11 protein-coding genes are annotated in these 14,040 nt (G+C 51.6%); 6 read left to right on the plus strand and 5 right to left on the minus strand.

Annotation, left to right across the window (positions count from 1 at the left end):
• Both NMUL_RS01540 and NMUL_RS01545 read left to right on the plus strand, forming a co-directional pair.
• Positions 1-1,362: a phenylacetate--CoA ligase family protein gene (locus NMUL_RS01540; RefSeq protein WP_011379653.1), complete on the plus strand. Its 1,362-nt coding sequence runs from the start codon at positions 1-3 to the stop codon at positions 1,360-1,362.
• 132 nt (positions 1,363-1,494) lie between these two features.
• Entirely contained in the window at positions 1,495-2,994 is a 1,500-nt protein-coding gene (locus tag NMUL_RS01545; RefSeq protein ID WP_011379654.1) for a lipopolysaccharide biosynthesis protein, read from the plus strand.
• A 43-nt stretch (positions 2,995-3,037) separates the two neighbouring features.
• Here NMUL_RS01545 and NMUL_RS01550 read toward each other — a convergent pair whose 3' ends face one another.
• From NMUL_RS01550 to NMUL_RS14785, 4 genes are all read right to left on the minus strand, one after another.
• A complete protein-coding gene (locus tag NMUL_RS01550) occupies positions 3,038-4,876 on the minus strand; it encodes a hypothetical protein (RefSeq protein ID WP_011379655.1) in 1,839 nt (612 codons plus the stop codon).
• A gap of 112 nt (positions 4,877-4,988) precedes the next feature.
• Positions 4,989-5,882, minus strand: coding sequence for an FkbM family methyltransferase (locus NMUL_RS01555; protein ID WP_011379656.1), 894 nt, complete (start codon positions 5,880-5,882; stop codon positions 4,989-4,991).
• 39 nt (positions 5,883-5,921) lie between these two features.
• On the minus strand, positions 5,922-6,809 hold the full coding sequence (locus tag NMUL_RS14780; RefSeq protein ID WP_049783048.1) for an FkbM family methyltransferase: 888 nt from the start codon (positions 6,807-6,809) through the stop codon (positions 5,922-5,924).
• 56 nt (positions 6,810-6,865) lie between these two features.
• The gene (locus tag NMUL_RS14785; RefSeq protein WP_011379658.1) at positions 6,866-7,906 is read right to left on the minus strand and encodes a glycosyltransferase family 4 protein; all 1,041 of its coding nucleotides are present in this window, start codon (positions 7,904-7,906) and stop codon (positions 6,866-6,868) included.
• A gap of 450 nt (positions 7,907-8,356) precedes the next feature.
• On the opposite strand from NMUL_RS14785, the gene NMUL_RS01570 reads away from it, so the two are divergent.
• Complete coding sequence (locus tag NMUL_RS01570; protein ID WP_011379659.1) at positions 8,357-9,298, plus strand: glycosyltransferase family 2 protein; 942 nt, start codon at positions 8,357-8,359, stop codon at positions 9,296-9,298.
• Positions 9,299-9,301: 3 nt separating this feature from the next.
• Here NMUL_RS01570 and NMUL_RS01575 read toward each other — a convergent pair whose 3' ends face one another.
• Positions 9,302-10,300, minus strand: a complete 999-nt coding sequence (locus NMUL_RS01575; RefSeq protein ID WP_167535543.1) for a sulfotransferase family protein — start codon at positions 10,298-10,300, stop codon at positions 9,302-9,304.
• Between the two features lie 513 nt (positions 10,301-10,813).
• On the opposite strand from NMUL_RS01575, the gene cysC reads away from it, so the two are divergent.
• The 3 genes from cysC to NMUL_RS01590 all read left to right on the plus strand — a co-directional run bounded on the left by cysC (position 10,814) and on the right by NMUL_RS01590 (position 14,009).
• Positions 10,814-11,491 carry an adenylyl-sulfate kinase gene (gene cysC / locus NMUL_RS01580; protein ID WP_011379661.1) on the plus strand — a complete coding sequence of 226 codons (678 nt, stop codon included), beginning with the start codon at positions 10,814-10,816 and terminating at the stop codon, positions 11,489-11,491.
• A 93-nt stretch (positions 11,492-11,584) separates the two neighbouring features.
• Positions 11,585-12,925, plus strand: coding sequence for a putative O-glycosylation ligase, exosortase A system-associated (locus NMUL_RS01585; protein ID WP_011379662.1), 1,341 nt, complete (start codon positions 11,585-11,587; stop codon positions 12,923-12,925).
• 61 nt (positions 12,926-12,986) lie between these two features.
• Positions 12,987-14,009 carry a polysaccharide deacetylase family protein gene (locus NMUL_RS01590; RefSeq protein WP_080557707.1) on the plus strand — a complete coding sequence of 341 codons (1,023 nt, stop codon included), beginning with the start codon at positions 12,987-12,989 and terminating at the stop codon, positions 14,007-14,009.
• Positions 14,010-14,040: the final 31 nt, after the last annotated feature.

The raw sequence follows: 14,040 nt of genomic DNA on the forward strand, positions 1-14,040 counted from the left end.
ATGAAAAACAGGGACTGGTATACATCGCTTGTATCGGGTCTTCTCTTTCCGCTGCAAGAGCGCCTCAAGGATCACTCCACGGTATCGGTACGCAAGGCGCTGGAGCTGTCTCAATGGTGGAATCGGGAGCGCCTGGAGAACTTGCAGCTGTTGAAGTTGCGCCATCTGCTGGCTGAAGCAGAAGCGCACGTACCTTATTACCGCCGAATATTTGCGGAGATTGGCTTCAAGGCAGCCGAGGTGTCCAGCCTTGCCGATCTGGCGCGCTTGCCGCTTCTCGATAAACCTGCGATCCGCGCCGATACGGAGGCATTGAAGTCCCAAAAAGCCAGAAGCCTGCGCTCTTTCAACACTGGAGGGTCGAGCGGAGAACCGCTCACCTTTTATATCGGCAGGGAGCGCGTCAGCCATGATGTGGCGGCAAAGTGGCGTGCCACACGCTGGTGGGACGTGGATATCGGCGATCCTGAGATGGTGGTCTGGGGCTCTCCCATCGAACTCGGGGCGCAGGATCGTCTTCGCATGCTTCGTGATCGGCTGCTCAGAACAAGGTTGTTTCCGGCGTTCGAAATGTCGGAGCAAAAGCTCGATCGCTTCCTGGGCGAACTGCGCGCCGCGCCCCCCAGAATGTTTTTCGGCTACCCTTCGGCCTTGTCCCATATTGCCCGCCATGCGCAGGCAAGAGGACAGCGAATGGACGACCTGGGTATCAACGTGGCATTCGTTACTTCGGAACGACTTTACGATGAACAGCGACAGCAGATCAGTAAAACCTTTGGATGTCCTGTTGCCAATGGCTATGGAGGACGCGATGCGGGTTTCATCGCCCATGAATGCCCGGAGGGTGGCATGCACATAACGGCAGAGGATATTATCGTGGAGATCGTGGATCGACAGGGGGTCCCGCTACCCTGTGGCGAAGCAGGAGAAATCATAGTCACTCATCTCTCTACCGCAGAATTTCCGTTCATTCGCTATCGCACGGGGGATATAGGAATACTGGATGATCGAATCTGTCGCTGCGGGCGAGGCCTTCCCCTTCTCCGCGAAATTCAGGGTCGCAGCACGGATTTTGTCGTCGCCCAGGATGGGACGGTCATGCATGGTCTGGCCTTGATATACATCCTGCGAGAATTGCCGCAGATCAGTCATTTCAAAATCATCCAGGAGAGTCTGAACCTTATCCATATATGGGTGGTTTCCGGGGCAAAGCTCGATCGGGAGATCACTGCAAAAATCGAGGAAGAATTCAAGGCGCGGCTTGGGCAATCCGTTGAGGTTCTGATCGAGGAGACAACTGAAATTCCAGCAGAAAAATCCGGCAAGTTTCGTTATGTGATAAGTAAAATCGCCGGGGCTTGAAAAACATTGCAATAAGTTTCACTTCTCTACAGATATTTCGCATATCGCTACCGTCAATTCCTCCGCCTGATGAGACTTCAGTTCGATTACTTGGAATGATGGCAGGAAACACTCTTTCAGCAGTGCAAACCGATGGATAAGCAGCAACATCAGTCCGATATTACCGCCAAGGTGTTATACGGCGCCCGCTGGTCGGCCATGCTCCGGGTGACCGGCCAAATGGTCAGCTGGCTCAGTACCATCATCGTCGTGCGCTTCATCCGCCCGGAGGATTACGGACTCAATGCCATGTTGGAAGCGCCACTCGAACTCCTCATGCTACTCAGCACGTTTGGCCTCGACTTGGCCCTGGTCCGGTGGAAAACGATCGAGCAGGAGGAATTGCGCAGTGTCTTCGGCTCGCTGCTGATCATCAACGGACTCCTTTTTCTCGTCTATTTCTTTGGCGGCAGTCTGATGGCTGCTTATTTTGATGAACCTCGTCTTGAATCGCTGGCTCAGGTGCTGGCCTTCGTTTTTATCCTGGCACCGTTTCGGGTCATTCCCAACGCACTGCTGGATCGTAATCTGAAATTCAAGCTGCGCGCTTTGGCCGAGTTTATTGCAAACATAAGCGCCGCTGTAGCGACACTGGTGCTTGCAATTCTCGGCTGGGGAGTCTGGGCCTTGGTATCGGGGGTGCTGATCAACCGGATTCTTCTCGCAATTATATTGATGGTCCTGCAGCCCTGGTTCATCATGCCCTCTTTGAACTTCCCGGCTGTACGCGCCATGATGGTCTTCGGCGGCGTTTTGTCCTTGGGCGGGGCAGTCGTGCTCGTCACTGACAAGCTTGCCACCCTGATTGCCGGTCCTGTTCTGGGCGCGGAATTACTCGGTATTTTTGCCGTTACCTTTCAGTTTGCGCTGTTGCCGCTCGCCAAGATAATGCCGGTAATTAATCCCATTATCTTTCCCGCATTTTCCAAATTCCAGGATCAGCCCGGGGTGGCAACGTACTATTTGAGTAAATCTCTTGGTATTGTTTCGCTGGCCTTGTTTCCTGTCATGATAGGGCTGGCCTGCATCGCACAGGAATTCGTGGCTACGGTGCTGGGTAACAAATGGGCGGCAGTGGCTTTGCCGCTCGCATTATTGTCCACCGTGATGCCATTCAGGATGACGACATCTTTTCTCCGGCCGGTACTGGCAAGCATGGGACGAGCCGATCTTTCGTTGAAGTCTGCTGTTTTCGCCTTGATTATCTTATTGCCGCTGATATTGGTGGGTGCTCATTACGGAGTGATGGGGCTGGTGATGGCCATGGTGGTGACCGAACTGATCGTCGTCTTTCTGACTATCGGCATGAGCAAGGCAGTTCTGCACACGTCCTTTACAGGGATTGCGCTGAGCCTTCGCCCCGCCATAGCCGCTTCTACAGTGATGGCGGCGTGCCTGATGGGCGCAAAAATAGCCTTGGGCGACGCATTTGGCAGTAGTGCCAACCTTATCACATTACTTATCGAAATCAGTTTTGGCGCACTTGTTTATTTCTTGACGTTGCGGATCTTCTACGGAAAACTGCTGGATGACACCATACGGTTGTTTCTGGGCCGTAATGGGGGACTTGCTCATCTGCCAAATGAGTCGTGAGCTTCGCCCCTGTCATCAGTTATCGGTGCGTTATATCGGGGAGTTATCTCCAATAGACCAGCAGATCTCCGATTTCCTTGGAATTTGCAAAGCCATTCCGGGTCAAGGCGTTCTGCACCCTGGGATCAGCGGCGGTGTTTTTAGCAATAACGACGGAACGAAGATTTTCATACTCGAGCAGAGTCTGAAATGCGGGTAAGCAATCCGGTTCATCGCCATTCACAAATTCGGATGCGCAGATTCGCTGGTCGATTTCTGTACCAAGACCCCGTTCCCTAAACCATACCCTCTCTGCGTCAGTGAAAACACGCATTTGCGGATAGTTTCCGCTTAGCATGGTAATAATGCCGTTGACAGGCAGTGGGGCGAGCATGGGTCCCGGCGGTACAACTGCAATCACGTCTGACGCCGCCTTTTCGAACCGTGCAGGCAGTTTATAACGTGGCCATCCGAATTCGGTTCTCAAGTACAGGACAGAGGTGGTAAAGGGGACGAAATGAGCGATGAAAAGCAGGAAAACTGTGCCCGAGATGAAAGCAAGCCGGACTGTTCTGGAATATTTTTCCACGTATTCATACAGTCCGGCTCCGGTCAGACCCAACAGGAGTGGCAATGGATAGACATAAAACACTCGCCAGTAAATGTTGGGGGTCGTCAGGTATTTGATAATGAAGGGGGAAACAATCGGATTCAGGAATAGGACAAGGGCGGCCCCAATCCACGCCAGCAGGAAGCGGCGGGTCTTGCCCGAAGTCATCAATAGTCCCAATACCGTTGCGCCAAGTAAGGCAAGCGGTGTCGCCGGGCCTGATTTTTCAAAAAAGAACCCCGCATGCCCCAGAAAAGTGACAGGAAAATCTTCATTGACGGGACTGTTTGCACTTAAATCGGAGTGGAAGTTTAAAAACATCAGCAAGGTATAGAGGACCAGATAACTCAAGCTGAATGCATACGTTATCGCGTTTTTCAGGAATTGTTTATAGCTCCCTTCGTTTGCCGCAGCACAGGCGATAACAACCGCTATGGTCAGGACTGGAAGAAGCGCCATGCTGGAACTCGTCGCGCCGACCATGGCGGTGGTAACCGCAAAAGTCAGCATCCAGTCGGATAGGGAGTAAGTTCGAAAGAAATTGATAGTGGCGGCCGCAAACAGGGGTATTCCTGTCGAAAGGAAAAAAACCTTTCCGATAAAAACATTGGGAAATGACCAGGTACCCGGTGTTCGAGGCGTTTCCCCGAGAAGAAGAATGATGGCAACCGCGAACAGAGCGCCCACCGCCGCCGGCTTTGGATCAACAAATTGAGCGACAAGATAAAACAGGGTTAATGGAATGAGAAAGCCGAGCAGAGCGGGGGAAACCAGGAAAAAAGCCGACAGGTAAGGAATGTTCAGGAAGTATGCTAATACCCCGAGAGTGTATTCATACGGAAGGGAAGTGGCGCCGAAATAGGAGGTGATGGGCTCGCTCCCTGCCTCCATAAAGTGAATTGCAAAACCCATCGGTAAATCCGGGTTTTGGAGATAGTAAACAGCGTTGGGAACGTAATAAAAAAGATCGAAGCTGACTTTTCCGGCCCCCGTGTGAAAGAAGCTGGAGATAAAAGCGCCGCCGAGACCCGTGAGGATCAGAAACGATAAAGTTCCGAGATCCTGCAGAACCCTCTGCCCGTACTGGCGCCGAAAAAAATTCCATGCCAGCAGGGACATTCCGAGCGTTAGGAAAAGACCCAGCCTCGCATATATCTTGAAAGTGATACCGGAAACCTGGGCAATATGGGTCAGGATCGTCATACTGGCGAGTATGGCGACCAGCCAGAACAGAACGGATTTCACGACCAGGAAACTGAGGTACGATTCGGGGTTGTTTTTAGTGAAATTCAATATCATCTCCACAAAGTGGTAACCAACCGGCGTCCTCCGATTGATATCTGCGCCTGCCTCATCAATCCATTTATTGCCGCATGGATTCCGGGATCACTCCGGATAGAGCCCGTCAGCTAACCCGCATGGTCAGCGAGCGCGCAAGGGTCTCATAAGTGGGGGTATGCCCCGAAGCGTAGCCGGATAAATAATACCGTGCAGGTTCAAAGTGGTTTTCGGCTGTGAAAGGTTCCAGAAACTTATTGGTAACCAGTTCTCTCCTGATAAAAAAAGCGTTTGCTCCGGTCAAGTTGCAACCTACAAGGCAATATCCCATTTTATTCAGATTTGTTTCGAGAAATTTCAAGGAGGCGCCGAAACAGTCGTCCCCCGTCCACATATGGGTTTCGGTGTAATCCATGCAAAACAGGACGGGCGGCGCGAACTTGGCGTTATATTCAATCACGATCACCCGTGGGGTGATACAGGAGATGGCCTGAAGAACATGATAATCATTCCCATCGATGTCCACCGATAGCAGATCAATTTCGCGGTGTTTTACGTTCGTTGCAATGAGGTTATCAATATTTGCTTTCGTGATAAAAGACTCGACGACAGCCAATTTGCCGCTTCCTATGATTTCTGAAAAATGATTGCGTATGCTGGTTATCGAATCGGACGAGGCATCGATCCACAAACCTTGCCAGTCTTCAAAAAGGAGGGCAAGCGTATTGTTTTCAAGGCCATTTCCGATCCCGAATTCCACAAAAACCTTATTGGTTGTACCAATTCTGTTGAATATTTCCCGAATGATGCCGTCTTCATCATTTTGCGAATATATTTTCCCCCCGAAAGGAATCAGGCTTTTTGGCTCCTTGTAACGCTCATTGCTTCGCAGACGATCGATCTCGGTGCGAATGGAAAGCTGACGGGCGCGGCTTGTTTCGACGCTGATGTCATCCAGGGAGAGAGTGAAGTGATGCATCAGTTTTTTCAGTTTCTCCAGCATTGTTTTTTTCTCTGTCATAAGAAATCGTGGTGAGAGGCAAGGGCCCCTCTCAGACCGCTAAAAGGGACGGCATTGCAGGTTCTGGTGTAATCCAAATTCTTTCGGGCTTGTGACCGGCACGGTTTCTCCTGTCAGGAGAATGATGGAAACCTCATAGTTCAAGGACTTCCAGTACTGGAGAACCTCTTCAGGAGAGCGTTCCGCACGCTCCAGATTGTCCAGGTCAAGCTCCATGAAAACGAGGGGACGAAAGCGTGCTATCGTTTCCCTGGCACCCTCCAGAGCCTTCAGTTCCGCTCCCTCGATGTCGATCTTGATGATATCGACGCGCCCTATGCTTTTCTCCCGTACATAGTCATCCAGGCGGATTAAAGAAACTGCCTCGGAAACCTGTCTCGTCTCCTCAAGCGCGGATGTATAAAGGCTGGCTGCCCCGCTGTTATTCATTTCTCCCGTCTGCGAAGGCAGAAAAAGGACGGCTTCGCCAGGCTGGTCATAAAGCCCTTTCCGGTTGAGCGCTACGTTTTTGAAATCGTTTAACTCAACATTATGTGCCAGCCGGGCGAAATGATGCGCGCTTGGTTCGAAAGCGTGCACTTGCCCTCTAACAGCGCGATGAGCTGCCACAAGCGTAAAGGTACCTATATTTGCTCCCACATCTATGAAGCTGCCATCAGAGGGCAAAAAGCGTTTAAGAAGCAGGATTACTCCCTCATCGGCTTCTTGAAAGCCTTGCCAGAATACCTGGGACTCGATGTGGTCGGAAAGGGAGGTGAGGATCCGGATATTCTCGTCGAAAGTCGTTTCCAGTTCCACGGGGGGAACTGCGTGAGCAAATTCATTTCGAAGCTTCAGTACCACCCGCCATGCGGCATGCTTTAAAAGATTCGTCTTCAAGGCAGGGCGCACGATAGCCTGCAACAAGCGGGCTTGAATTCTCGACATTCTCAATCTTTAGACCTCATCATCGATAAACCAGGTACTGGTTCGTTCATTGCAATTCAATCAGGCGATGCTACTGGCGCATTCCTGTCTGCCGTCATATACAGAACCCGGGCATGACATTTTGCACTTTCTTCCCATGAGAAACCGAGCGCCCTGCGAAGACCCATTGCGGTGCGCGCTCGCCTTTCTTCCGGGTTTCGGTAAAGAATCTCCATTGCCTCCAACAACTCGCTTTCGTTGCGTGGATTGATGGTGCGAGCTGCTTCTCCGGCTATTTCGCGACAAGCGGAAACATTGGAGGTGATGACCGGACAACCGCAGGCCATGGCCTCGAGAATGGGGAGGCCGAAACCTTCGTAGAGGGACGGAAAAATGAAAGCGAGAGCGTGACGGTAAAGGTGAACCAGTTCCTCGGTTGTAAGAAAGCCACTCAGTACCCGGATGCCCTCGATTTTTTCATAATTTCGCGCGCTTTCTTCCGGAAGCTTGAGTACAAGCTGAACGCGGCAATGGCGGCGGAGCTGTCGAAACGCCCGTACAATCGCACCTACGTTTTTGCGCGGCTCGTCGTTGGAAACATGGAAGAAGTAGGGTTCCGATTCTGTATCGGGGCCAGGTGTAAAGGCGTTGCCATCGACCCCGTGATGGCATACATGGATTCTGTCAGCAGGAACGCCGGTAAAGCGAATCGCCTCATCTTTCACAAATGCGGAAACAGCGATGATACTCCCCACTGCGGTCCGGACTTCCCGCCATCGCTCGCGCTTGTGTTTGGCATACTGTCCCGACATGATCAGACCTTTCAGAGTCCGAAAATACTCCCATCCGTTAAGTGAAAGGGGAGCAAAACCATGCACCGTCACCACCAGGGGGGGGAGAGGATGTTCCAGGAGAAAATCAGGGGGGGGATTGCCTCCCCCGGAACGGATATCCCACAGCACGTCCGCCGATTTCGGCAGATCTTTCCTGTCCTTGAAAGGAATGGTGGCTATATCTTGCTTCGGCAAATGTCTCCATACGTTCTCCGCATAAACCTTGAAGCTTTGGGGAATCTCCGGACCCTGATAGATGCCGACCCGGAGTGCGCTATCTTTCATAAACTTTGCCAGGATATTTCATCGTTAAGTGGACGTGACCAACTCCTGCCACGAATGGCAACTGCTTCACAAGCATATATGCAAGCCTCCATTGCCTTCCGCAGAAATGACACAGGTAGCCTCAGATATTATCTCATCGGCAGAAACGGCAAATCCATTTTTGCCGGAGGGCCTGAGCATCCATTGCTGGAAAATCGATATATTCGTCCCGCTCATTTCCAGATCAGTCAGAGGAGTTCCGTGCAATAGTCAATACCGCAGCCAGTCCTCGTTCCCGTAATTTTCCTGATACTGGATATACGATATACAAGAAGGAAGGAGGGCTCCCCGGACATCTAATAATTTATAATGATTATTGCGTCTGAGTTGACTGCCAAGATCCGATTTTAGCGTTTAAAGAGCGGTATCGAGGTTAAATCTCCCGGATATACTATTTTTAAAATCTTCCCCATGGCAGCCTCCAAGCCAACTGTTTCCATCATTATTCCGACCTATAATTGCGAAGCTTATATCGCGGAAACCCTTGACAGCGTTCTCAGCCAGACATTCACGGATCTGGAATTAATTGTGGTTGACGATGGTTCCACTGATCGTACACGGGAAATCGTCACTTCATATGGGACTCCTGTCCGGCTCCTATCGCAGTCCAATTCCGGAGTATGCGCAGCTCGCAACTACGGAATCCGGGAGGCGGCGGGAAGCTATGTCTGCCTCATGGATCATGATGACTACTGGTTTCCCGAGAAGCTGGCGTTACAGCTGGAGCAGATGTTTTCGCATCCGGAGGTAGGTCTCGTCTACAGTACGTTTGTCTGGTGGCATCCCGATGGAGAGGGTGTGTTTCCCAAGCCGGAGAGCTTCAATATAGAAAAAATGCCGGGGGGGATAGACGAGGAATTTTCGGGATGGATATATCATCTGCTTCTGCTCGATTGCTGGATTTTGACCAGCGCTGCATTGATACGCGCGGAGGTATTCGATAAATGCGGCGCTTACGATGAGTCTCTTCCCTATAGCGAAGACTGGGACCTCTGGCTGCGCATTTCCCGGGAATATCCGGTTATCAAGCTGAATAAAGGCCTTACACTATATCGCCAGCATCCTAAGCAAGGAAATCGCCTCACCAGAGAGATCGACTATCGGACCGTGCTGCTGCGAGATGCCGCTGAGAAATGGGGGTTATGCAGCCGCGATGGTCGATGCATTTCTAGACAGCAGTTCATGCAAAACATCGCCCGCTACCAGATGGAATTTGGACTGAAACATCTTGCATCCAACAACTTGAAGCCCGCCATGCACGCCTTATGGAAGGCTTGGCTGAGCCATCCCGCCAATCTCAAAACCCTTGCCTATGTCCCTGCCGGCCTCCTCGGATGGCGGCCGAAGTGGTGAGGGTCAGTACTTGCGTAATATTTTTTCGATCAACCAGAAAGGTCTGGCCAGCAACCAGCTCAATGATCGGTAAATCCGGAAAAATTTGATCCGATAGTCGGCATGCTCCTGGTTGAGGTAACGGATCTGCTCAATCAGCTCCGGATTCCATTTTTTCTGGTAGGAGGCGAAATCCGCGGCGACGCTGTCAATCCGCTCATCCAGATTCCCGTTATGAGAGCCACCGCTTTCAGCAGCTTTTTCACTGAGGGCGCTGTACAGTTCATGAGCCATCCCTTCAAGTCCCTGGTATCGTGTTGCTCCGGCATCCGTTTTATCGGCTTTATGATGACGGAGATCAGGAGAAACAAACCTTCCGATTTTCTCGTTTGCCTGGTTGACGGAAACAGGGAAGACAATACCGGTTTCCCGTTCTATTGTTTGCAGTACCCTGACCGGATCAGTCACCACCTGATCGAAGTCGATGAAAATGCGGGATTGTCCTCTTGAATGGGATTCAGCGGATAACGTATGATTCAGCCACAAGACCAAGGCCTTTTCCCGTGAAAACCGGTCGCGTTTTTGCAAGGAGGCGATTACTTCGAAAGGGTTCCGGTTCATGGAAATAAAAACAGGCCTGATCCCGCGCGCCTTAAATATGGGCATCCACAGGGGCAGCAATCGGCACATTCGCGGATCCTTCAACGCCCAGACAGGGGCTTCCGAAAAATCACGCTTCACAAGGCTTTGAAGGCGGGCCACATACGGCTGAACCGCCTCGTCTTCCCACCACTTGTCCTTCAGAGGCAACAAGTCATCCCATTGCGAACGCAGGTGCAGAAGCAGTTCGTCATGCGTGTCGACGATATCCTCGTGCTCCCAGAAGCCTTTTTCGTTTACGCCTTTTTGAGGGGCGTATAGGCTGCGCCCCATCCTGACCCCGACCTGACCCAGGAGTCCCGTTAACAATGATGTGCCGCTACGGTGCATTCCCAGGATGATCAATGCAGTATTATCTTTCACTCGATCTCCCCTTGTTTTCATCGCTGTTCCTGTGAGGGTCCGGATATATTTGCGGCATGAAACGTTCGTTATCGAAACTATTTGAAACAGCAAACCCTTGCCTGATGAACGACCAATGAACGTTAAACCTGGATTTTATGGGATTCCATGCCATGTTGTCGTTCTTCTTCGAAAGGTGGCCAGGACAAGGAAACGGGCAGGTAATGAAAGGGTTGAAAGCAACCGATAATTCGAAGTTGTAGACCTAACGGCTTGCTGCCATAATTACTTGAACACACTCGTGTCCGCTTCATTTTTTTGCCGTTCTGTCGTAATCAGTTCAGAATGCGACCGAATACTCCAAAGACCTCATCAACAAAGGTTTCCTCTTATCCTGGATCTTGACAAACTGATCAGTGGGAAGTTACCGATTACGCTCTGCTCTTCTGTATCTTGTACTTCGGTCCAGATATAAATCCGGATGGCTGTCGATATAATTCGGTTTATCCAAAAATCGGAATCTGAGATCGGAACATGAATACCAATACTGTATGGCACAACGCCACCATTACTCGGGCGCACCGGGAGAGGTTGAACGTGCACCGATCAGCGGTCCTTTGGTTTACAGGGCTTTCCGGTTCCGGCAAATCGACGTTGGCTCATGCGGTGGAGGAAAAGCTTTACCAGCTGGGCTGCCGCACGTTCGTACTTGACGGGGATAATGTGCGCCAGGGCTTATGCTCCGATCTGGGGTTTTCGGTGGAAGACCGTTCCGAGAATATTCGCCGCATAAGCGAGGCAGCGAGGCTTCTGGTCGAGTCGGGCGTGATTGCCATGACAGCTTTTATTTCACCTTTTCGGGCTGATCGGCAAAAGGCGCGCAGTATTTTTCCTCACGGGGATTTCATCGAGATTTTTTGCGAGGCCAGTCTCGCAGTATGCGAGCAGCGCGATGTGAAGGGACTTTATAAACGGGCTCGGACGGGTGAGGTCAAGGAATTCACCGGGATATCGTCGCCCTACGAGGCGCCTGCCACTCCCGAGCTGATCGTGCGGACAGGCGAGCTGGAGCTGGAGGATTGTGTTGCACAGGTAATCGAATTCATGGAGCGGCGGGACATTTTCAAGAGAAAGCCTCAGTTGCGAGGAAGCGCCAGTCATCATAATGCGAAGGACCTTTCCCATTTGTCCATCGATGTTGTCAAGGAATGACAATCGCCCTGGATAAAGCGGTCGCCGCACTGCGGATAAAGGGTTTTTTCGTGCCTTTATGACAAAACAAAATTCAGAGGATGCGGTAAGAACATGAGGGATATCCTTGTTACCCTGATCGTCTTCGGATGGCTGCCCTTCGTCTTTAAAAAGCCGTACATGGGGGCGTTGATGTGGGTGTGGATAAGCGTCATGAATCCGCATACCCAGGGATGGGGATTCGCCACCACATTTCCCTTTGCCGCGATTATTGCCGGAGTCACGATAACCAGCCTCTTGATTACCAAAGAACCAAAGAATCTCCCTCTAACCCCGGTTACCTGGACTTTCATAATCTTCGTGCTCTGGATGAATCTGAGCACCGTATTTGCCATTTATCCCGACGAAACGTACATCCAGTGGAACAAGGTCATGAAGATCATGCTGATGAGTTTTGTGGTCATCATGCTGATCAGGACACAAAAGCAGATTCAACTCCTCATCTGGACAATAGTTATCTCGCTGGGATATTACGGCATCAAAGGGGGCGTTTTTACGCTGCTCGGAGGAGGTGTTGATCTCGTCATGGGACCCGAGAGCACCTTCATCGAGGGAAATAATGAGATCGCCCTGGCGCTCATCATGACCATTCCTCTCATGCATTATGTGCAGATGATTTCCCGGAAAACCTGGGTGAAGCATGCCATGACGGCGGCCATGCTGCTATCTGCCTTTGCCGCGCTGGGTTCTTATTCACGGGGCGCTCTGCTGGCCATTGCGGCAATGGGAGGATTTCTCTGGCTCAAAAGTCAACATAAGGGCCGCATCGCTCTACTGGTTATTCTCGCCATTCTCCCGGCGATTGCGTATATGCCGGAGCAGTGGATGCAAAGAATGGACAGCATCAATACTTATGAAGAGGACGCGTCGGTTCAGGGCCGTTTCAATGCCTGGTGGATGGCCTACAATCTGGCCAAGGACCGGCCGCTCACCGGGGGTGGTTTCGACATTATAAGTCCTGAGCTGTTTTTCGCTTACGCACCCAATCCCGAGGATATACATGCTGCCCACAGCATTTATTTTCAGGCGCTCGGTGAGCACGGTTTCGTGGGGCTGGGGCTTTACTTGCTGCTCGGGTGGCTCACCTGGCGAACCGGGTCATGGATCATACGCAACACCAGTAAGCTCGACGAGTACAGGTGGGCTTTCAATCTGGCGACGATGATTCAGGTATCGTTCATCGGTTTTGCTACGGGAGGTGCTTTCCTTAGTCTTCTTTATTTTGACGTTCCCTACTATCTCATGGGGGCAATGGTTGCAACGCGTGTCTTGGTGGAAAAAGAACTCAAGCAAAAAACCATGTCGGCAATCGCTGCAAAAACCTCCGGTTCTTCGCGCCAGCTTGGACAGTTGAGTCCATCACAGTCGCAGCCGATAGCCGGGGATTCAAGCTAGGATATAGGGGTCGAAGAGTTCATTGCCTTGTTTGCTTGCTGCTCGTGTCCGCTTTTCTTCCATGAGAACTTCTGAATATGATCACGTGGACAATCTGGTAAATCAGGTGCCACTTTGGCCGCTGTTGACGAGCCGTGCGATGTTGCATCTGCTTTCCCCCGGGGGGCGGCGCGCCCGCCTGTCCATACTGATTTATCATCGGGTGCTGCCCTGCCAGGATCCACTTTTTCCGGAGGAGAGTCATGCCCGGTCCTTCGATCAGCAGATGGAGCAGCTTGCGGCCTGTTTCAGGGTCATATCTCTCGGGGAGGCGATTCGCGGCCTTCGTAATGGAACGCTGCCCCCACGTGCTGCCTGTGTCACTTTCGATGACGGTTATGCCGATAATGCGGAAATCGCTTTGCCGATTCTGAAAAAACGCGGTATTCCTGCTACTTTTTTCGTGGCAACCGGTTTTCTCGACGGAGGCCGGATGTTCAACGATACCGTGATAGAATTGATACGGGGTGCGCCGGGAAGCACCGTGGATCTTGATAGCCTGGGCTTGGGAAGGTTTCCGATCGGAACTGTTTCCGAGCGTCGTCAAACTATTCACCAGTTATTGGGCAAGCTCAAGTATCTGCCCTCCGCATTACGGCAATCGACCGTGGAGGCAATGTCGGCGTCAATTCCAGTCATGCTGCCTGACAATCTCATGATGACCTCCGAGCAGGTCAGAATGATGCACAATGCAGGAATGGAAATAGGTGGGCATACCGCCAGTCATCCCATCCTGGCAAAAATGGAGAGCAGAGCAGCTTGTGCTGACATTGCCACCGGCAAAGAGATGCTGGAGGCCATTATTCGCGCTCCGGTGCGGTTTTTTGCCTACCCGAATGGGAAGCCGGGGAGAGACTATTTGCCCGATCACGTCCGGATGGTAAAGAAGCTGGGGTTTGACGCGGCAGTCTCGACTGCCCATGGAGCAGCAAGAAAAGGAAGCGACCTCCATCAGCTCCCTCGGTTTACTCCCTGGGATAGGCGCCCGCTGCGATTCGCCCTTCTGATGGCGCGAAATATGCTGAAAACTGGAGAAACAGTTTAACGCCTGATCATATAGGGATAGGGACTCCTGG

It is taken from the genome of Nitrosospira multiformis ATCC 25196 (genome assembly GCF_000196355.1).
In the GTDB taxonomy this organism is placed as follows: domain Bacteria; phylum Pseudomonadota; class Gammaproteobacteria; order Burkholderiales; family Nitrosomonadaceae; genus Nitrosospira; species Nitrosospira multiformis.

Bases quoted from the DNA above. Each gene is read 5' to 3' on its own strand.
- NMUL_RS01540 (WP_011379653.1), top strand. From the start codon at position 1: ATGAAAAACAGGGACTGGTATACATCGCTTGTATCGGGTCTTCTCTTT.
- NMUL_RS01545 (WP_011379654.1), top strand. From the start codon at position 1,495: ATGGATAAGCAGCAACATCAGTCCGATATTACCGCCAAGGTGTTATAC.
- NMUL_RS01555 (WP_011379656.1), bottom strand. From the start codon at position 5,882: ATGACAGAGAAAAAAACAATGCTGGAGAAACTGAAAAAACTGATGCAT.
- NMUL_RS14780 (WP_049783048.1), bottom strand. From the start codon at position 6,809: ATGTCGAGAATTCAAGCCCGCTTGTTGCAGGCTATCGTGCGCCCTGCC.
- NMUL_RS14785 (WP_011379658.1), bottom strand. From the start codon at position 7,906: ATGAAAGATAGCGCACTCCGGGTCGGCATCTATCAGGGTCCGGAGATT.
- NMUL_RS01570 (WP_011379659.1), top strand. From the start codon at position 8,357: ATGGCAGCCTCCAAGCCAACTGTTTCCATCATTATTCCGACCTATAAT.
- cysC (WP_011379661.1), top strand. From the start codon at position 10,814: ATGAATACCAATACTGTATGGCACAACGCCACCATTACTCGGGCGCAC.
- NMUL_RS01585 (WP_011379662.1), top strand. From the start codon at position 11,585: ATGAGGGATATCCTTGTTACCCTGATCGTCTTCGGATGGCTGCCCTTC.
- NMUL_RS01590 (WP_080557707.1), top strand. From the start codon at position 12,987: ATGAGAACTTCTGAATATGATCACGTGGACAATCTGGTAAATCAGGTG.